This window comes from Actinoalloteichus sp. GBA129-24 (genome assembly GCF_001941645.1).
Classification (GTDB): Bacteria; Actinomycetota; Actinomycetes; order Mycobacteriales; family Pseudonocardiaceae; genus Actinoalloteichus_A; species Actinoalloteichus_A fjordicus.
In genome coordinates this window covers 1,612,418-1,631,684 of record NZ_CP016077.1, presented here as the reverse complement: position 1 = coordinate 1,631,684, position 19,267 = coordinate 1,612,418, and the positions used below count along the sequence as shown (strand labels likewise).

The 19,267-nt window shown below is 69.5% G+C and carries 13 protein-coding genes; 1 reads left to right on the top strand and 12 read right to left on the bottom strand.

The features are described 5' to 3' along the window. The first annotated feature begins 121 nt into the window (after window positions 1–121). On the top strand, window positions 122–1,054 hold the full coding sequence (locus tag UA75_RS07455; protein WP_075739627.1) for a ketopantoate reductase family protein: 933 nt from the start codon (window positions 122–124) through the stop codon (window positions 1,052–1,054). Window positions 1,055–1,161: 107 nt separating this feature from the next. Here UA75_RS07455 and UA75_RS07450 read toward each other — a convergent pair whose 3' ends face one another. The 12 genes from UA75_RS07450 to UA75_RS07395 all read right to left on the bottom strand — a co-directional run bounded on the left by UA75_RS07450 (window position 1,162) and on the right by UA75_RS07395 (window position 19,086). Further along, a complete protein-coding gene (locus UA75_RS07450) occupies window positions 1,162–2,292 on the bottom strand; it encodes a methyltransferase domain-containing protein (protein ID WP_075739626.1) in 1,131 nt (376 codons plus the stop codon). After that, on the bottom strand, window positions 2,289–3,236 hold the full coding sequence (gene tgmB / locus UA75_RS07445; protein ID WP_083690647.1) for an ATP-grasp ribosomal peptide maturase: 948 nt from the start codon (window positions 3,234–3,236) through the stop codon (window positions 2,289–2,291). Before tgmB ends, UA75_RS07450 begins: the two co-directional genes overlap by 4 nt. A gap of 26 nt (window positions 3,237–3,262) precedes the next feature. Beyond that, window positions 3,263–3,541: a putative ATP-grasp-modified RiPP gene (gene tgmA, locus UA75_RS07440; RefSeq protein WP_075764095.1), complete on the bottom strand. Its 279-nt coding sequence runs from the start codon at window positions 3,539–3,541 to the stop codon at window positions 3,263–3,265. Between the two features lie 234 nt (window positions 3,542–3,775). Continuing rightward, window positions 3,776–4,987 (bottom strand): helix-turn-helix domain-containing protein, encoded by a 1,212-nt coding sequence (locus tag UA75_RS07435; protein WP_075739623.1) that lies wholly within the window; start codon window positions 4,985–4,987, stop codon window positions 3,776–3,778. Between the two features lie 185 nt (window positions 4,988–5,172). After that, entirely contained in the window at window positions 5,173–7,161 is a 1,989-nt protein-coding gene (locus tag UA75_RS07430) for a beta-galactosidase (protein WP_075739622.1), read from the bottom strand. A gap of 253 nt (window positions 7,162–7,414) precedes the next feature. Further along, a complete protein-coding gene (locus tag UA75_RS07425; protein WP_075743520.1) occupies window positions 7,415–8,479 on the bottom strand; it encodes a cobalamin-independent methionine synthase II family protein in 1,065 nt (354 codons plus the stop codon). Between the two features lie 462 nt (window positions 8,480–8,941). After that, window positions 8,942–9,877, bottom strand: a complete 936-nt coding sequence (locus UA75_RS07420; protein WP_198042957.1) for a carbohydrate ABC transporter permease — start codon at window positions 9,875–9,877, stop codon at window positions 8,942–8,944. A gap of 5 nt (window positions 9,878–9,882) precedes the next feature. Further along, window positions 9,883–10,884: an ABC transporter permease gene (locus tag UA75_RS07415; RefSeq protein WP_075739620.1), complete on the bottom strand. Its 1,002-nt coding sequence runs from the start codon at window positions 10,882–10,884 to the stop codon at window positions 9,883–9,885. Window positions 10,885–10,897: 13 nt separating this feature from the next. After that, window positions 10,898–12,550, bottom strand: coding sequence for an extracellular solute-binding protein (locus UA75_RS07410; protein ID WP_075739619.1), 1,653 nt, complete (start codon window positions 12,548–12,550; stop codon window positions 10,898–10,900). A gap of 76 nt (window positions 12,551–12,626) precedes the next feature. Continuing rightward, window positions 12,627–14,612: a TIM-barrel domain-containing protein gene (locus tag UA75_RS07405; protein WP_232237666.1), complete on the bottom strand. Its 1,986-nt coding sequence runs from the start codon at window positions 14,610–14,612 to the stop codon at window positions 12,627–12,629. Window positions 14,613–14,731: 119 nt separating this feature from the next. Beyond that, a complete protein-coding gene (locus UA75_RS07400) occupies window positions 14,732–15,742 on the bottom strand; it encodes a LacI family DNA-binding transcriptional regulator (RefSeq protein WP_075739617.1) in 1,011 nt (336 codons plus the stop codon). A 197-nt stretch (window positions 15,743–15,939) separates the two neighbouring features. Beyond that, window positions 15,940–19,086 (bottom strand): glycoside hydrolase family 3 C-terminal domain-containing protein, encoded by a 3,147-nt coding sequence (locus UA75_RS07395; protein WP_075739616.1) that lies wholly within the window; start codon window positions 19,084–19,086, stop codon window positions 15,940–15,942. Window positions 19,087–19,267: the final 181 nt, after the last annotated feature.

Sequence of the window (19,267 nt, the reverse complement as noted above, 5' to 3'; positions counted from 1 at the left end):
CGACGTGGTGCACCGGCCGACGAGTCCATCGGTCGGTGCGACGGCGCAGCGTCGGCGTCGGCGAGGGTCCGTTGTTCGCAGACAGGCGAGGCGCCTGTCCAGGAAGATCTGAGGTGTCGCGGTGCGGGTACTGGTGTACGGGGCGGGCGGAATCGGTCTGTACTTCGCGGCTCGGCTGTCCCTCGCGGGCATCCCGGTCACGCTCAAGGGCCGCACCGCCACCGTCGCCGCCGTGCGGCGGACGCCGATCACGATCCGCCACGGATCAGGTGTCGCCGTGGCGCCCGCCGTGCGGGTCGTCGACCGCCTCGAATCCGAGGAGAGCTTCGACGCGGTGATCCTGGCGGTCAAGGCCTGGCAGGTCGACGAGGCAGCCCACGAGATCGCGCCCGTGCTGGCCTCGGGCGGCCGGGTGATCACGACGCAGAACGGCGTCGACTCGCCCGCGCACGCCGGAGCCCACGTCGGCGAGGACAACGTCATCGCGGGCACCTGCGTGGTGATCGCGCAACGGCTGGACGCCTCCACCGTCGAGTACGTCGGCTCGGACGCGACCATGACCCTCGGCTACCTCGCAGGCGGCGAGGCCGACCAGCCCGCGCGGCAGACGATCGCCGCGCTCACCCAGGCGGGGATCACGGCGGGCTGGACCGAGGACATCCGACGGGCACTGTGGAAGAAGCTGGCGCTGATCTCCTCCTACGGCGGCGTCGGCGCGATCAGCGGCGCCACCGCAGGCGAGACCCGGGCCGTGCCGGAGTCCCGCGAACTGGTGACGACGGCGATGCGCGAGGCGTTCGCCGTGGCGCAGAGTCTCGGCGTGGCGCTGACGGACACCGATCTCGCCGACATCCTGCACACCTACCTGCACGTGTTCTCCCCGGAGACCACGGCCTCCATGCAGCGCGATCTCGCATCGGGCCTGCCCTCGGAACTGGCCGACCAGAACGGCGCGGTGGTCCGACACGGCAGGGAACAGGGCGTGGCGACGCCGGTCCAGGCGACCATCTACGCCAGCCAGCTCCCCCGCGAGACGGCGGCGCGGGGGCGGTGAGCGATGCGGACGGGTGCGGCGTGATCGCGGAATCGCCACGGCAGCTCGCATCCGCCCGTCAGCCCGCACCACACCTCCCGGGGCGCCCGGCCGATCGACACGCCTGATCAGTCAGACAGGCGAAGGAGGGCCGAGCCGTCGGGATCGTCGAGCCACAGCGTGTGTGCCGTGGGCGTGACGGTGAAGCCGAGTCGGGTGATCTCGGGTCGGCCGTGGCGGTTCCACCAGTCGACGACGTCGAGGTGTTCGGTCCACAGGGAGCGGGGGCCGTGCTCGACGACGTCGGCGGTCTGCCTGTCAGGGCTGGGCGAGACACGGGCCCACGAGCCGGATGCGGTGTGGCCAAGAAGGAGGCGGTCGCCGTCCCGGCGGTGCTGAACGACCTTCTGCACGCCGGGCAGGACAACCGATACAAGAAGGTCGACGGGGCGTTCGTCGAGGTCGCGGGTGAAGCGACCAGGATGACCGGGACGGTCGGGCGTCGCCGAGGCGACGAGGTCGCGGGCTGTCGGTGCGGTGTGGTCCGCAGCAGGGCGGATGTGCATGAAGGCTGCGTAGTCGAGAACCCGACCAGTGGCGGTGTGCTGCTCGTCGAGGCGGAGCAGGATCAGGCCGAGACCGAGGTTCGCGAGTATGAGGCCGCCTGCGCGGACCTGATCGAGCCAGGGCGGTGGGATGCGGTGCAGCCCGCAGGTCGTGATCAGCCGATCGAAGGGCGCGTGGTCGGGTGCGCCTGCTGCACCGTCCCCACAGAGCACCGTGGGGCGAAATCCTGCCGTGTCCAGTGCTTGCCGGGCGCCCGCGATGAGTCCGGGGTCGATGTCGATCGTGGTCACGGCGTCCTCGCCCAGTGCATGGCTGAGCAGGGCGGCGTTGTAGCCGGTGCCGGTGCCGATCTCGAGTACTCGGTGGCCGGGATGGGCGTCGAGAGCTTCGAGCATCAACGCCATCAACGAGGGCACGCTGCTGGACGAGGTCGGGGTCCCGCCGTCGTCGTGCTGGGTGAGCAGTGAGGCATCGGAGTAGGCGAGCCGCAAAGCGGCTCCCTCGGGATCGGCGTCGAGCACATAGTGGACGGTCGCGGAACCGGGCAAGGTGAACCGCTGAACGAATTCATGGCGGGGAACGGCTTCGAAAGCGGCAACCCATCGCGGAGAGGACAGCCTCTCTCGACTGACCAGCTCGGCGGTGAGCTGCCTGCGCAGCGTCGTGGCATCGGCGGGCGGGGCGGTCGTCACGGTGGGTCTCCCATGGTGAGTGCATCGGCCAGGGCCGACGGGATAGGAAGGCCGAGGGCGGTATGCAACCAGCCCCACTGGCCGTTCGGATTGATTTCGAGGAACACCCACTCATCGGCAGGGGTGACCACGAAATCCAGTGCGCCGAAGATCAGGTCGAAGTGCTGCATCAGCTCATGTATCCGCGTAGTGACGTCCCCTGGCGGGGTGATCACCGTGTAGGTATGTCCGGCGTGATCGGCCCGCCAGTCCTGCCGACCGATCTCGGAGTCCACGTCGATCCGCACCGCGAACAGCCGATCGCCGACCACGGTCACCCGTACCTCGAACGCCTTGGGCACCCGGGCCTGGAACAGATGAGCGGCCCGCTGGACGCCGTCGGTGATCTCCGCGGCGTTGACAGGCGTCGTGTAAAGGGCGGTCATGCGGCCTGACTCGGTCCCGGTGCCTCCGTGAAACGATTTGTAGACGGCCCCGTCAGGCTGGGCCGCGACGAACTCACGAGCCTCGTTCGGATCATTGGTCACCAGCGATTCCGGCACGGTCAGCCCGAGCGCCGCCGCCACGACGAGCTGACCGGGCTTCACCCCGGCGACTGCGTTGCGATGCGGGTGATTGATCCAGCGGCACGGCAGCGCTGCGAGCAGGCCGCCGAACCCCATGCGGGACTCGACGACCGCCCACTGCTGCTCGGTATCGGTCATCCCCTTGTGCGGTGCGAAGCGACTCGGCTTGCGGTACCAGACACCACGCACCGCATCAAGGTCACAGACCCCTCCGCCCGTTCGTAACCGTCCGTCCCACCGGCCGTCGACGAGACGCGCATCGAGGGACAGCGACTCCGGGAAGTCTGCGAGATCGAATCGAAAAGCGAGCTCGCGACGCCGGTCCAACTCACGAAGCACGAGATCCACGGTCACGTCGAACTCGCGACTGATCACCATAACCGGCACGGTATTGCCACTTTCAATCAATCGACGGGCTCGACGTCAGTGAATTCCTGATTGTCTACCTTGGTGATCGTGGTGTTGTTCGTCGTTGCGGTCAACGGGGAGTCCACGAGCAGGCTGCCGTCGGAGAGCACGGCCATCTGGCGGTCCTGGTCGTAGCGGTGGTTCTCCACGACGGTGATCTCCTCGTCCAGCACGACAGTGGAGCACGCCAGGCCGAACGGCCGCAGGGCGCCTTCCGACGGCGTGTCCTGCGATACCGGAGGACGGAGCCGAGAAGCGGGCAACAGATCAGGCATCAGCAAATCCGAGTCGGTTGTGATCGACATTCTTCCTTCTCCTCCACTCGGGTGCGACAAGGAAGGCATCCGTATGGCCATGTCGCTGTCACGCGATCGTCAATGGGATGGGCGATGCCCACTTGATGCCATCGCCTCGACGCAGCACCTCTGTCATTGGAGGCGACGTTACGGGTGACGACACGCGCGATTTTGCCAAGAAGGCAAAACATATCCCGTTCACCCGAATGAGAATCACTGAGTGGGCGCGACTCCCATCCGCCACGCCAGACCACGTAGTTCCCGGCGGCCTGCTTCGCTCCGGGAAGATCGGAGCAGGCCGCTTACCGCCTCGCGGACGAACGGGTTGTTGCGCACCCGCTGCGGCGCGATCTCCTCGGCCCGTCGCAGCGCGCGGATCCCCTCGTCGCGGGTGGCCCGTTCCGTGATCAGCGCTCGTCCCAGGTCGGTCCAGTACATGCACTGACGTGCTCTGGCGGGCAGCGCCGCCGGATGCACCCCCCGAGCCAGTTCGGCGACCTTCCCGCCTGCCCCGAGCTCGGTCATCAGCGACACCCGCCAGATCCCGACGTTGTCGGACCCGAAGTACAGGAAACCGAAGTTCTCCGCTCCCTCAGGGAGTCGACCTGCCAACGCGGCAGCCTCATCGAGATGCGTCGAGACGACATCGGCCTTCTGCTGCGCGGCGGCCGCCAAGGCGGCGTTGAGGTGCAGCATTCCCGAGATCTGCACGGCGTTCGCATCTCTGACCACCACCGCGTCGACCGCCCGCACGCTCATCTCGTACTGGCGAGCCCTCCCCAGCGAGCCCGCCGCATGGCTTCGCAGCCAGCTCGCGAAAGCGGTCCACTCCGGTCTTCCCAGCTCGCGGGCACAGCCCTCGGCCAGCCTCGCGGCCAGTATCGGCAGGCCCCGCACACCGAGATTCTTCGTCAGCACCGCAGCCGAGTGGTAAGCGTGCAGCAGTCCGACGAGAATGTCACCACGATGCTCTGGTTGTTGCACGTAGGCAGCGTGCAACTCCGTCAGCAGCCCGGGAACGAGTTGCCCCTGGCCTGCATAGTCGGCGTCGCGCCGCAACACCGTGTTCAGATGATCGACAGACTTCTCGATCTGAGCCCATGGACGGGCTCGAACTCCCGGATCGGTACCCAGATCCAGTTCTCCGAGCACGATCTCCATCCTGGCGAGCGCTGCATGCGCCTCTGAGCTGACGGGGTCCGTCGGCTCGTACGGCTGTCCCGTGAGATCGGTGGGCGATACACGCAAGGCTTGAGCCAACGCCTCCAGGATCGACCGGCGATTCACCGTCCGCTCGCCCCGCTCCAGGCGAGAGAGATACCCGGCGGACATCCCTGCCAGTTCGGCGGTCACGGTGAGGTTGAGCCGTCGCCAACGCCGCACCTCACGAATGCGATGACCGATCAGCGCGTCCTGAACGTCCACGTCAGGCTCCTTCAATTCCCTTGAAGTCGAGACATCGGCGGGGTGGACGCACCGATGGTGGCGCTGTCGTCGAGTGTATCGCCGCAGGCAAAGCACCAAATCTGCGCAGAAGTCTTCGCCGTGCACCCGCATCAACGGATGCTCCTCGCTCGACCGGATTCGCCCGCCGACTGCCTACCTGCCCCCTACTCCCCCACCAACGCCAGCACCCCGAACCCCGCCAGCTCCGTCCGACCCGCACACCGCCCGCCGCGCAACAGATCGACGCAGGCAGGCAACTCCACCGATACGGGGTCCGGACCGTGGTTGATCACGAACAGCACCCGGCCGCGGCGGGTCGCCGTCACCCCGGCGGGCAACCCGTCCAGGACTCCGGTCACCCCCGCATCGGTGCACACCTGCCGGGTCAACGCGGCCAAGGCGGTGGGATCGGGCTCCGTCGCCACATACCAGGCCGTGCCCGTGCCGAACTCGTGGCGCAGCACCACCGGCCTGCCCGCCCGGCGTCCCTCCGCGACCTCGGCCACCACCTCGGCGCCCTCCGGTCGTAGCTCCTCCAGCCAGTCGCGGGCCTCGAATCCGCCGAGCAGCGTCGAGGAGCACCGCACCGTCTCGCCCTCGGGAAGCGGATCAAACTCCTCGATCCGCAGCCCCAGCGCCTCCCGGAACGGCGCGGGATAACCGCCGAGGCGGATGTGGTCGTGTTCGTCGACGATGCCGGAGAAGTACCCGAGGACCAGGGTGCCGCCGCGCGCCACGAAGGACGTCAGGTTCGCCGCCGCGTCGTCGGTGACCAGGTAGAGGCTCGGCGCGATCACCAGCCGATAAGCGGACAGGTCGGCGTCGGGGGCCACCACGTCCACCGCGACGCCGAGCCGGGTCAGCGCCGCGTGGAAGCCTCGGAGTCGGCCGAGCACGTCGATGTCGGCCGTCGGGTGGGCGTCGAGCCGCACCGCCCACCAGCTGTCCCAGTCCAGCACCAGGGCCGCCTCGCACTCGACCTCGGCGTCCACCACCTCGTGCAGCTCCGCCAGCTCGGCCCCCAGCTCGCAGACCTCGCGGAAGATCCGACTGTCGGGGCCCGCATGGGGAACCATCCCCGAGTGGTACTTCTCCGCCCCGGCGCGGGAGGCCCGCCACTGGAAGAAGCAGACGGCGTCGGCGCCCCTGGCCACCGCGTGCAGCGACTCGGCCCGCAGCTGTCCCGGCGCCTTGGCGGCGTTGCGGCGCCGCCAGTTGACCGCGCTGGTCGCACCCTCCATCAGGAACCACGGGCCGCCCGCCAGGGAGCGCATCAGGTCGAAGCCCAGTCCCGACATCTCGTGCGCGGCCGGATTGGTCGGGTCCGGGTACCAGTCGTGAGAGACGACGTCCTCCCGCTCGGCCAGCGCCCGGTAGTCCAGCGGGGCGTCCAGGCCGAGGAAGTTCGTGGTGATCGGGATGTCCGGCGTCGCGGCGCGCAGCACGTCGCGCTGCACCTCGAAGCACTCCAGCAGCGCGGCGGAGGAGAAACGGCGGAAGTCCAGCTGCTGGGCCGGATTGATCAGGTACGGCGCCCGTCGCGGCGGCATGATCTCCGCCCAGTCCGAATAGCGCTGGCTCCAGAACACCGTGTGCCAGGCCTCGTTGAGCGCGGCCAGGTCATCGCCGTAGCGACTGCGCAGCCAGTGCCGGAAATGTGCTGCGCTGACGTCGCAGTGGCAGACCTCGCACAGCTCGTTGTCCACATGCCACATCGCCAGCGCCGGATGGCCACCGTACCGCTCGGCGAGGTCGGTCGCCAGTGACAGGGCATGCCTGCGGTAGATCGGCGAGGACGGGCAGAACTGGTTGCGGGAGCCGTACAGCAGCCGTCGGCCGTCGGCGTCGACCGGCAGCGTCTCCGGATGTCGATGGCCGAGCCAGGGCGGCGGGCTCGCGGTCGGCGTGGCCAGGTCCACCGCGATCCCGCCCGCGTGCAGCAGGTCCAACACCTCGTCGAGCCAGCCGAAGTCCCGCGCGCCCGGCGTCGGTTCCAGCCTGGCCCAGGAGAAGACGCCCACCGTCACCAGATTCACGCCGGCCCGGCGCATCAGCTCGACGTCCTCGCGCCACACCTCGCGCGGCCACTGCTCCGGGTTGTAGTCGCCCCCGAAGACCAGGCGTCCCCGGGTCACGTCCGCGATGTCGCTCATGCCACGCACTCCCTCTCGTCGCACCGTCGGTCTCGGCCGGGAGCCGCATGGTCGGCGCCCGCAGCCGGGTGGAGCCCGGCCACCGGCCGCGCCCCGGCGGCGTCACCGCCCGAAGCGCGACCGGCCCGGCGTCTCGGACCTCGTGGTCGAGAGGCTGGATTCGACCCGTGCCCGCTGCTGTCCGTCCGCCGCCTGGTCGTCGGCCCGTTCGCGGCGCCCCGGTCTGCTGCGATCGGTGCGGCAGGCAGCGGGTTCAGCAGCCGAGTTCGGCGGCCGCCTTCTGAGTGCCCGACACCCGCGCCTCGATCTTGGCGAACGCCGTGTCTCGCGAGGTCGAGACATCGTCGGCGTACGGCGCGAACCCGCAGTCGTCGCACGTGCCGAGCCGGTCGGGTGAGATGTACTGCGCGGCGCGCAACACTCGATCACGCACCTCCTCCGCCGTCTCCACCCGAGGGTCGATCGGGTCGACGACACCGACGAACACGCGCTGATCCGGTGACGATGCCTCGGCGACCGCGGCGAGCACCCGATCCGGGTCCGGCTCGCTCGCCAGCTGGAGGTAGAAGCGGCCCGCACGCAGCGAGAACAACTGCGGCAGCAGCTCGGCGTAGTCGACGTCGAGGCTGTGCGTGGAGTCCTGGTCGCCGCCGGGAGAGGTGTGCACGCCGATCCTGGCCCGTTCCTCGGGAGTGAACCGGTCGAGCACCGTGTTGTTCAGCGCCACGAAGTCGCGCAGCACCCCGCCGGACGGATCGAGTTTGAGCGAGAGCCTGCCCTCGGTGAAGTCCAGCTGCACGGAGTCCGCGCCCGCGTCGAGGCACTGACGGATGTCGCGCTCGGCCTCGTCCGCGAGGTCGGCGAGGAACTGCTCGCGCGGGTAGCCGTCGATGCCGTCGGCCGGGTAGAGCAGGCTCAGCGCGGACGGCGCGATCAACGACTGCTTGACCGGCACCGAGGCGACCTTCCGCGCCGCCTGGAGGTACCGCACGGCGTGGACGCCGTAGCGGAACGGGCCCGTGGTCAGCCGAGGCAGCATCCGCACGTGACCGTCGGCGAAGGGGATCACCACGCCGTCGGGCGCGAGTCCGTCGACGCCGTCCAGCGGGTACGTCATGAAGCTGGACTTGGTCTGCTCTCCGTCGGTCACCACGGGCGAGCCGATGGCGGCGAGGCGCTCGACGGTCTCCCGGACCGCGCGATCGGCCAGCGCGTCGAATTCAGCCTGGTCGATCGTCCCGGCGGCCAGATCACCTCTTCCACGCAACAGATAGTCGGGACGCGGGATGCTGCCGATCGGCTCGGTGGGCAGAGACAAGAGGTACTCCTCGGCTGACATGGTTCACGACGAACAGGAAGAGAGGCCCGCGTACGACGCGGACCTCACCTGTCCAGTCAATGGGCAGCCGGACTTCGCCGTCAAGGCGATACCGGGTGATGTCGTTAGCCCGTTCAGGACGATCAGGAAAGGATTCACCACGATGAAAACCTCAGTCTCAGCAACGGATTTCCTCGATCGGAGTAAGCCGCCACGGGCGTCCCTTTCGGACGCCTGTCACGTCGCCGCGCCGTCGACCGGCGGCTCGCCGTCGATCGGGCAACCGACGGGGCGGCGTCCCTCAATCCCACGTCGACCCCGCGTTCCAGGCCGGTCGGCACCGCTCTGCGGCGGACCCGCTCCGCGTCGCCGCCGCACGCGAACCCCATGCACCACACCGAGATCCCGAGCAGACGCGCTTCTCCCACCCAGTCGCGGGCACCTCGACATACCGGCCCCGTCTCACCCCTTGACCGCGCCGATGATGACGCCCTTGGTGAAGTGCCGCTGCACGAAGGGATAGACGAACAACACCGGCAGCACAGCCAGCACGACGACGGCCATCTTCACCGCCAGCGTCGGCAGCGGCCCGCCTGCCACCGAATCGATCGGCCCGGCGCCCGGAATAGGAATTCCCTCCAGGACATAGGTCCGCAGCACCAGCTGCAAGGGCCACTTGTCGTTGTCGCTGAGATACAGGAAGGCGTTGAAGAACGCGTTCCAGTAGCCGACGCCGTAGAACAGGGCGATCACCGCCGTGACCGCCTTGGACAGCGGCAGCACCAGCGAGACCAGAATGCGGAACTCGCCAGCCCCGTCGATGCGGGCGCTGTCGGTCAGCTCCTGCGGGATGCTCATGAAGAACGAGCGCATCACCACCAGGTTGAACGCGGCGACGGCGGTGGGCAGCACCAGAGAGGCGTAGGTGTCGAGCAGTCCGAAGGTCTGCACCGTCAGATAGGTCGGGATGAGTCCGGGGCCGAACAGGAAGGTCAGCAGCACGGCGAACAGCAGCGGTCGATGGGCGAAGGAGCCGCGCCGCGACAGCCCATAGGCCGCCAGCACCGTCAGCGTGGTGCTGAACAGCGTGCCGAAGAGGGTCAGTCCGGTGCTGACCAGCACCGATCTGGTCACCACTCCCCCGGAGAGGATCTCCTCGTACGCGGCGAAGGTGAAGCCGTCGGGCACCGCCACCAGCCCGCCCGCCCGCGTGATCGCCTCCTGCGGCGAGAGGCTGGTCAGCACGACGACGTACAGCGGGAACGCCACGGCGAGCACCACGAGGGTGATCACCACGGCCTTCGCCGTCCGCCCCAGCGGCGTGGGCTCCTCCTCCCAGGCAGGCCGCAGCGGATGGCGGCGACGACGCGGCGTGGTCGTCTCTGGTCTCTCGGCCATCGTGGTCATGAGCGCGAATACACCCCCTGCTGACCGAGCAGATGCGCGGCCTTGTTCGCCCCGAGGACCAGCAGCAGGCCGACGACTCCCTTGAACAGGCCCGCCGCGCCCGCGTAGGCGAAGTCGACGTTGACCACGCCCTCGTAGTAGACGTAGGTGTCGAGCACCTCCGAGGCATTGACCCCGACGGCGCCGCGTTGCAGCAGGAACTGTTCGAAGCCGACCGACAGCGCATCGCCGAGGCGCATGATCAACAGCAGCACGATCACCGGTACCAGCGCGGGCAGCGTGACGTGCCACAGCCTGCGCCAGCGGTTCGCCCCGTCCACGGCCGCCGCCTCGTACAGATCGGCGTTCACCGTGCTCAGCGCGGCCAGGAAGATGATCATTCCCCAGCCCGCGTCCTTCCAGATCCCCTCGGCGGTGACCAGCAGGATGAAGGTGTCCGGATTGGTCATCAGGTCGATGACGCCGAGGTCGTTGCGCCGCAGGAAGTTGTTCACCACCCCGGCGCCGCCGAGCATCTGCTGGAACAGCGTGATGACCAGTACCCAGGAGAAGAAGTGCGGCAGGTACACCACGCTCTGGATGAACAGCTTCAGCCGGGCGCTGAGCAGGCTGTTGATCAGCAGCGCCAGCACGATCGGCACCGGGAAGAAGAAGACGAGCTGGAACGCGGTGATGCCCAGCGTGTTCGCCGTCGCCCGCCAGAAATCCGGGTCGCCGAACAGCCGCTCGAAATTGGCGAAGCCGACGAACGGACTCTCCAGGATGCCCACGAACGGCGAGTAGTCCTGGAAGGCGATCACGTTGCCGAGCAGCGGAAGGTAGTGGAACGCGCCCAGCACCAGGATCGTCGGTGCGACCATCAGCAGCAACGGCCAGTCGCGGCGGAATCGACGACGCCGGTCCGCCCGGCGCAGCGCGGCACGAGACGGTGGGACGGGCTCGCGGGGGCCTGCCTGCGTGGAGGCCCCCGCAGCGGGTTCTGCGGCGTGGAGGGTCATCGAGGCGCCGTTCTCAGCGTCCGGCGTCGTCGAGCGCCTGGGCGTAGAACTCGCGCATCTCGTCGCCGCCGTCGCGCCGCCAGCCCTCGATGACCGAGGGGAGTTCGCTCACCGGCCTGCGCCCGCGCAGCAGGTCCTGGAGCTGGTCGTCGAGCTGCTGGACCAGTCCGGTCAGGCGCGGCGGCTCTTCGATGCGCAGCCCGTCGGTGAGCTTGTCCACCTGGAACGGAGCGACTTCGGCCTCCCAGGCGTGCATCGCCTCGACGTAGCCGGGGTACTGCGACTGGTCGACGATGTAGGGCGGCTTGGCCAGGAAGCCGTAGGTGATGGTGATCTCGCGGGAGCCGAGGTCGGTGAGCGCGGGTGCACCGTCGGCGCCGCGTTCGCTGTGTTCGCCCTCGATGCCGTAGTTGACCAGGTAGTTCTCCTCCGAGCCGATCGGCGCGGCACAGAAGTCGAGGATGCGCAGCAGCTCCTCCACCCGCTCCCGAGGAAGGTCGGACCGGATGAAGGTCATCAGGTTGGCCGCCTCCTGGGTGTAGTAGACGGGTTCGCTGCCGTCGTGGGAGAACGCCGGGAACGGCCGCATGTCGAAGTTCGGATTGGCGGGAAGCTGCCGGGCCAGCGCCTCCTGCCAGGCGCCCATGCCGTCGCTGAACAGCCACAGCGCACCGCTCTCGAACAGCTCCTTCTCCTGTCCGGTGGTGCTCCCCGCGACGGTGGGGTGCACGTGGCCCTCCTCGAAGAGCCGGGCCATGAAGGCGACCGCCTCGGCGAAGGCCTCGGTCTCGGCCTCGTTGACGAGGTTGCCCGCCGAGTCCCGGCTCCACTCGGCCGGGACGCTGAACATGCGCTTGACCTCTAAGAAGATGTTGCCGCAGGCCCACCGCCCCGCGTCGGGATCGGTGATCTCGGTGCACAGCCGGTAGAGGTCGTCGGCGCTCTGCGGCGGCGCCAGTCCGGCCTGCTGGAAGAGGTCGTGGCGGTGATAGAGGGCCAGCGGGAACAGACCCGCCGGAGTCGGGACCGCGCGCAGTCCCTCGTTCCAGACGCAGTACGCCCAGGAACGGGTCGGCAGATTGGCCAGCCGCGGGTACGCGGCGACCGCATCGCCCTGGAGGTACTCGGTGAGGTCGGTGAAGGAACCGCCGACCGCCTCACCGAACCGCGCGGGCACGTCCCAGTCCGGGATCACGGTCAGCTCGGGCATCTCGCCGCCCGCCAGCTGCGCGTTGAGCCGGGCCGCGTAGTCGCTGCCGTTGACGACGCTGAAGTTCACCTCGGCGCCGAGTCGCTCGTTGACCGCCCGGTAGTAGGCGTTGTCCGACGGCGCCAGCGGCCAGTAGGCCGGGGTCATCGCCGTCACCTCGCCGCCCGTGCCCGGCGTCTCGGTGACCGCCCGGATCAACTCGCCCGGATAGCTGGTGTAACCGGGGACCGAGCCCTGCACGCCGGGCAGGTCGGGCGCGGCGTACTCGATCGGCGAGTACGAGGGCAGCAGTGCGGTCAGCCGGTCCTCGCTGGTGACCGAGCCGCCGGAGGTCGACCCGCCGCCGCCCGAGGAGCAGGCGCTCAACAACGGACCCGCCGCGGTGACGGCGGCGCCCGCGCCGAGGGCGGACAACAAGGTTCTCCGACTGATCCTGGCTTCGCTGAAGGCGTTCACGGAATCTCTCTCTCGTGTGGCGGCGGGGCGGAGGCGCAGGCAGCTCGCGGGCCGCCTGCGCCGGATGACGCCGAGATCACCCGTGAATCGGCACCTGCGCGCCCGCGCGCAGATACACCGGGATGCGGTGCAGCGGGGCGTCGGCAGTCAGGGTCTGCCCGCCCTCATGAACCTCGCCCGTCCAGGCGTCGGTCCAGGTATCGCCCGCCGGGAGGTAGACCGGCCTGGCCCGCTCGCCGAGCGCGTAGACCGGGGCCACCAGGACGTCGGGGCCGAAGAGGAACTGGTCGTCCACCGACCAGGCGGCCGGGTCGTCGGGGAAGTCGACGAACACCGGGCGCATCGGGGGCAGCCCGGTCTCGTGGGCGACGCGCATCTGGTCGAGCACGTAGGGCCGCAGGCGCTCCCGCAGGTCCAACGACGTCTTGATGAGTTCGTAGGCCTCGTCGCCGAAGCTCCACACCTCGTTGGGACCGCCGCTCATGGTCGGACCGAGGCCCATCCTCGGCGCGCGGTCGCCGTGCAGGCGGAACAGCGGGCAGAAGACGCCGTACTGGAACCAGCGGACCACCAGCTCCCGGAAGTACTCCGACTCGGGGTCGCCGCCGTGGAAGCCGCCGATGTCGGTGGTCCACCACGGGATGCCGCTGACCGCGACGTTCAACCCCGCCCGGATCTGCTCACCGAGGGACTCGAAGGTCGCCGCGATGTCGCCGGACCAGAGTGCGGCGCCGTACCGCTGGCTGCCTGCCCAGGCCGACCGACACAGCGAGACGATCTCGGTCTCGCCCTCGGCCCGCATGCCCTCGTAGAAGGCCCTGGCGTTCTCGGTCGGATAGCTGTTGAGCACCTCGAGGCCCGGCCCGGCGTGCAGGCGCAGGTTACCGGGCGTGCCGGGCTTGATCTCCGGTTCACAGGCGTCCAGCCACCAGACCCGGATGCCGTGCTCGTAGTAGTTCTCCCGCACCCGGTTCCACACGTACTCCCTGGCCTCGGGGTTGGTGGAGTCGTAGAACGACACCCCGATGCCGACGGGGGACTCCACGCCCTTGTCCGGCCAGTCCGCATGCACCGGCGGCCCCTGGTCGGTGGCGATGAACAGGCCCTTGTCGAGCATCTCCGGGTAGTTCTCGGCCAGCGGACTCACCGACGGCCAGATGGACACCATCAGCTTGACGCCGAGTTCGGACAGCTCGCGGACGGCGGCGGCGGGGTCCGGCCACTCCACCGGATCGAAGCGCCACTCGCCGAGGTGGGTCCAGTGGAAGAAGTCGCAGACGATCACCGAGAGCGGCAGGCCCCGCGTGTGGTACTCCCTCGCGATCGTGAGCAGCTCCTCCTGGCTGCGATAACGCAGCTTGCTCTGCCAGAATCCGGCGGCCCAGTCCGGCAGCATGGGTGACCTGCCGGTGGCCGCCGCGTAGTTGCGGAGCACGTCGGCGGGGCCGGGCCCGGTGGTGATCCAGTAGTCGATCTGCCGCGCGGAGTCCGCCACCCAGCGCGTGCCGGTGACGCCGAGCTCGACCCGTCCGACGGCCGGGTTGTTCCACAGCAGCCCGTAACCCCGATCGGACAGCAGGAACGGGATGGTGACCTCGGAGTTGCGCTGGATCAGCTCGACGACGGCGCCCTTCTGATCCAGCAGGCCGTGCTGGTGCTGGCCGAGGCCGAAGAGCCGTTCGCCCTGGTAGGCACGGAAGTTCTGCTCGATGCGGTGGTAGCCGTTGCCGACGCCTGCGAAGAGCCGAGGCCCCGGCCACCAGAAGTGGATCGGCTCCTCGGCGAGCAGCTCCTCCTCGGTGTCGGTGCGCAGGAATCGAAGCCTGCCCTTGACGTCGACGTCGACCCGGATGCCGCCGTTGATCAGGCTCGCGCCCTCGGCGTCGATCTTGCACTCCGTCTCGGCGGTCGGCCGTTCACCGAGCGCGCCGGGCAGATCGGAGTGCAGCACCGTGTGGCCGACCCGCACGCGGACGCTGTCCGCACCCCACGGCTCGATCCGCACCACCTGGTGGTCACCACGCCACTCCAGGCCGTCCGGGATCTCGCGAAACTCGCTCACGCGGCTCTCCTCCATCGTGTCGCGATCGGTTGTCGAAGCGATTCGACCGACGGCGCATGCGGGTCCTTCGCATACGGCGGGGTCGCACCGTCCATCGGTGCTCGGTGAGGTCCGGGGTGTCAGTCGACGCGCGGCCGACCGGTGCTGCGCCGCCCGGTGAGTCGAGGCGGCAGCAGGGTGACGGCAGGCGCCCGGTCGCCCGCGGTCTTGGTCATCAGCAGTTCCACGGCGTGCCGTCCGACGTCTGCCGAGGGGATCTGCACCGAGGTCAGCGGCGGGAACGGCAGTTCGGCGGCCTCGTCGGGGCAGATCGCCACCACCGACACGTCCTCGGGAACCCGGCGGTCGAGCCTGCGCAGCACGTCGAGCAGCGGTCCTAAGGCCGATTCGTTGTGCACCACGAGGCCGGTCAGTCCCGGCTGCTCGGCGAACAGCTCGCCGACGGTGGCGGCGACGGAGTCACGGTCGAGCTCGCAGGACCGCGTCGTGCTGGCGACGCCCCGACGCAGGGCGGCGCTGGTGAACCCGGCCATGGTGCGGTGCGCGTAGCCGGTGTCTCTCTCGTAGACGACCTTCGGCGCGCCCAGCAGCGCGACCTCGGTATGGCCCAGGTCGGCGAGGTGATCGACGCAGAGCGCCCCCGCCGCGACGAAGTCCAGGTCCACACAGGTCAGTCCGGTGGAGTCGGCGGGGAAGCCGATGAGCACCGAGGGCTGGTTCAGCTCGCGCAGCAGCGGCACCCGCTCGTCGTGCATCTCGACGTCCATCACGATCAACGCGTCGGCCATGGCGCTGCCCGCGACGCGACTGATGCCCTTGGCGCCCTGATCCGCCGTCACCAACAGGACGTCCTGATCGTGTTCGCGCGCCGAGGTCACCACCGACAGCACGAACTGCATGACGACGGGGACGTTCACCCCGGTGCGCAGCGGCAGGACGAGCGCGATCACGTTGGTCCGGTTGCTCGCCAGTGCTCTGGCCCCGGCGTGCGGGTGATAACCGAGCGCCCGGATGCTGTCCTGAACCCGCGACCGGGTGCCCGCCGAGATGGCCCGCCGTCCGGTGAGGACGTAGGACACCGTGCTGGGAGCCACTCCGGCGTGGCGGGCGACGTCAGCGATGGTGACCACGGTGGACCCCTGACTCTTGTCGTGAGTTACGTCACGCGAAACGGTTCGATTGCCAGGACGTTACGCCCGCGATTCGACACCGGGCAATACGCCGTTCAGCCGCAGACAATCATCCGCTAAACCGCCGTTGACCAGGCACGACACAGCGCACCGACCGGGCGGTCTCCCCGCCCGGTCGGTGTGGCCCGCTCGCCCGATTAGTCGATGGGTCGCTCCAGCGGTTCGATGCGCAGACCGGTCACCGTCGTGCCCTCGTCGACGAGGACCAGGTACAGATCGACGGGCTCCGGCGGTGCGGAGTCGGGTTCTCTGCCGGGGTGTCGGCCCTGACCCGCGAGCCGCCGGGACGGCAGCTCGGCGATCACGGCGGCGGCCCCGAGGCCGGTCGCCCCGGCGGCGACGGGCTGCGGGCCGCGCACCGGCCATTCCGCGTCGGCGACGACGTCGCGGAAGACCCGACGGTCTCCCTCGCCCGTCACGACGAGCTCGGCGAGCACCGCGCCGCCCACCGGATCGCCGATCCGCAGTTGGATCACCGAGGACTTCGTGTCGTCCCTGGCGGCGGACACCGTGCAGCGCAGCGGCCCCACCGGCAGCACCACCCGGTGGAACGCGGCCCAGGCACCGGACTCGGCGGCGTGCACGGCCGTGCCCTCGGTCCTGGTCTCGTCGACGAGGCGGATGCCGTGCACGGCGTCGAAGTCGACGGCCCGCACCCGACGGCCCGCGAGGATCAGCGGCCCGACGACCTCGCCGAGCACGTCCAGTTCGGCGTGCGAGCGCAGGTCGGCGGAGGAGGCGCCGACGGAGAGTCGATGTCGGGAGGTCTCCACCACCATCCGGGAGCTGGTGACGTCGAAGAGTGCCAGGTCGCGGACGGACACGGGGAACTCGACCGTCTCGCTCTCGCCCGTCGCCAGGTGGAGCCGCTGGAACGCCCGCAGCGCCAGCACGGGCTGCACGGCGCGGGACTCCTCCTGTCGGGAGTAGAGCTGGACGACCTCGTCCCCCGACCGACGGCCCACATTGGTCACCGTGACCCTGGCGGTGACCGTGTCGTCCGGGCAGGCCTGTGCCGCGTCGAGTTCCAGCGGTCCGTAGTGGAACTCGGTGTAGCTCAGCCCGTGCCCGAAGGGATAGAGCGGCCTGCCCCGGTAGTAGAGATACGTGCTGCCCGAGCTGATGATGTCGTAGTCGAGTAGGTCGGGCAGGTCGGTCGTGGCCCGATACCAGGTCTGGGGCAGCCGACCGGCGGGCGAGTAGTCCCCGAAGAGCACCTCCGCCAGCGCCGTGCCCGCCTCCTGGCCGCCGTGGGCGGTCCAGAGCACGGCGGCCAGATTCCGATCCGCCCAGGGAATCGCCACCGGATAGCTGCTGACGATCACCAGCACGGTGCGGGGATTCGCGGCGCCGACCCGGCGCACCAGCTCCTCCTGCGCGGCGGGCAGCTCCAGCCGAACCCGATCCTCGGTCTCCCGACCGTTGATGTGCGGATCGTTGCCGATGACGATCACCGCGACGTCGGCTCCCGAGGCCGTCTCCACGGCCGTCTCGACGCCGCGCCGGTCGACGTGGATCGTGAACGCCGTCCCGGTGGTCTGCTGGTCGCCTGCGCTCTTCCGGTCCTCGGTGTCCGAGTGACCCTCGGCGACGTCGGCCCGCAGCACCCCGTCGGCGTCGACCCGCACCCAGCGGGCGAGCGCTCGGTTGAACAGCCGGACCCGTCCCGAGCCGGCCTGCTGGATCTCGAAGGTCTCGTGCACCACCCATTCGCCGGGCATCACGCGGTCGTTGACCAGGCTGCCGTCCGCGCGGGCCGAGACGTACCGCGCGTTGGCCGCCGACCGGAGGGTCTGCACCCCCTCGCCCCAGTCGATCAGATCGAAGCGACAACGGTCGCCGTCGACGCCGGTCGCCTCGACCGCGTCGAGAAGCCGCAGCGCACCGCCCTCGGCGGCCGGGCCCGCGCCGACCAGCCTGCCGTCGGCCGAGACCAGGCTGATGCGGTCGACGCCCTCGTCGGCGACCACGTCGGCATCCGAGGCGGCGGCCAGCCCGCCTGCGGGCGTGACCTGATAGGGCAGGGTTCCGCTGTACCAGTCCTCGTAGAGCACGTCGGCGTGCGTGCCGATCACCGCGATCCGGCGGATGTCGGCCCGGCGCAGCGGAAGCAGCTCGTTCTCGTTGCGCAGCAGGACGACGGCCTCCCTGGCCGCCTCCCTCGCCAGCTCCCGATGCGCGGGCGAGTCGATCACCGCATCGGTGATCAGGGCATAGGGGTTGATCGCGTCGGCCGCCCCGGCACCTCCCCCGGCGGAAGAGTCCGATCCCGTCGTCACCGCCGCCGGTGCCGGATCGAACTCGCCGAGCCGCAGCCGCAGCAGCAGCAGGCGGCGCAAGGCCCGGTCCACGTCGGCCTCGGTGATGAGCCCGCGCCGCAGCGCCTCGCGCAGCTGCCCGGCGGTGAACTCGGAGTCGGTGTCATGGTCGGTGAAGCTGTCCACCCCGGCGAGCAGCGCCGCCGCGTGGCCGGTGGGCTGATCGGGGTGATAGCCCTGGACACCGGCGATGTTCGACGGCGCGTGCGCGTCACTGCACACCACGATCTCGTCGTCGGCCCAGCTGCGCAGCATCCCGAGCAACTCGCCGTCGGTGTGCGCGGGCCTGCCGTTGACCAGGTTGTAGGACGGCATCACGCCGACGGCGGCTCCCGAGGCGATCGCGGCCCGGAACGCGGGCAGCTCGTATTCGTGCAGTACCCGGGCGCGCAGGTCGGAGGAGGTGGTGTCCCGATCGGTCTCGTTGTTGTAGCCGAGGAAGTGCTTCAGCGTCGGGGCGGTCTTCAGATAACGCGGATGATCGCCGCGCAGTCCGCTCGCGTAGGCCACCGAGAGGACGCCGGTGAGCAGCGGGTCTTCTGCGTAGCCCTCCTCGTTGCGTCCCCAGCGCGGATCGCGCAGCAGGTTGACCACCGGCGCCCACACGTTGAGGCCGCCGTTGACCGGGTCCCGGTGATGGAAGCCCCGGACCTCGTCGCCGGTCGCGGAACCGACCCGACGCAGCAACTCGGGATTCCAGGTGGCACCCAGCCCGACGGCCTGCGGGAAGACCGTCGCCGGGCCGACCCAGGCCAGGCCGTGCAGGGCCTCCATCCCCGTGTGGAAGGACGCCAGTCCCGCCGAGGGCACGGCGGGCTGGAACTGGTGGAGCATGAGCAGTCTCGTGTCGAGATCCAGCAGCGACAGCAGTGCGGCGATGCGGCGATCGGGGGGCAGCGCGGGGTCGAGGTGAGGTGGAGCGGCTGGCCTGCCTTCGGTCGAGTCGTCGGGCTGATCCGGGCTCACGGACGGACCTCCTCATTCGCCGACAGACGCCGGGGCGACTATCCGAGACCCGTTCGACGATCGGTCGATCGCCCATCGAATATGGCGTCGAACAATTCGCGAGAATTCATCGAATTCCGATGTCGAAGCGCTTCGATTACACCCTCAAGTCAGCATCGGCTCATCATCGTTCTGCTTATAG

What these genes read in the sequence shown, in the direction of transcription:
- UA75_RS07415 (WP_075739620.1), bottom strand. Translation starts at nt 10,884, where the DNA reads ATGACCCTCCACGCCGCAGAACCCGCTGCGGGGGCCTCCACGCAGGCA.
- tgmB (WP_083690647.1), bottom strand. Translation starts at nt 3,236, where the DNA reads ATGGTGATCAGTCGCGAGTTCGACGTGACCGTGGATCTCGTGCTTCGT.
- tgmA (WP_075764095.1), bottom strand. Translation starts at nt 3,541, where the DNA reads ATGCCTGATCTGTTGCCCGCTTCTCGGCTCCGTCCTCCGGTATCGCAG.
- UA75_RS07420 (WP_198042957.1), bottom strand. Translation starts at nt 9,877, where the DNA reads ATGGCCGAGAGACCAGAGACGACCACGCCGCGTCGTCGCCGCCATCCG.
- UA75_RS07430 (WP_075739622.1), bottom strand. Translation starts at nt 7,161, where the DNA reads ATGAGCGACATCGCGGACGTGACCCGGGGACGCCTGGTCTTCGGGGGC.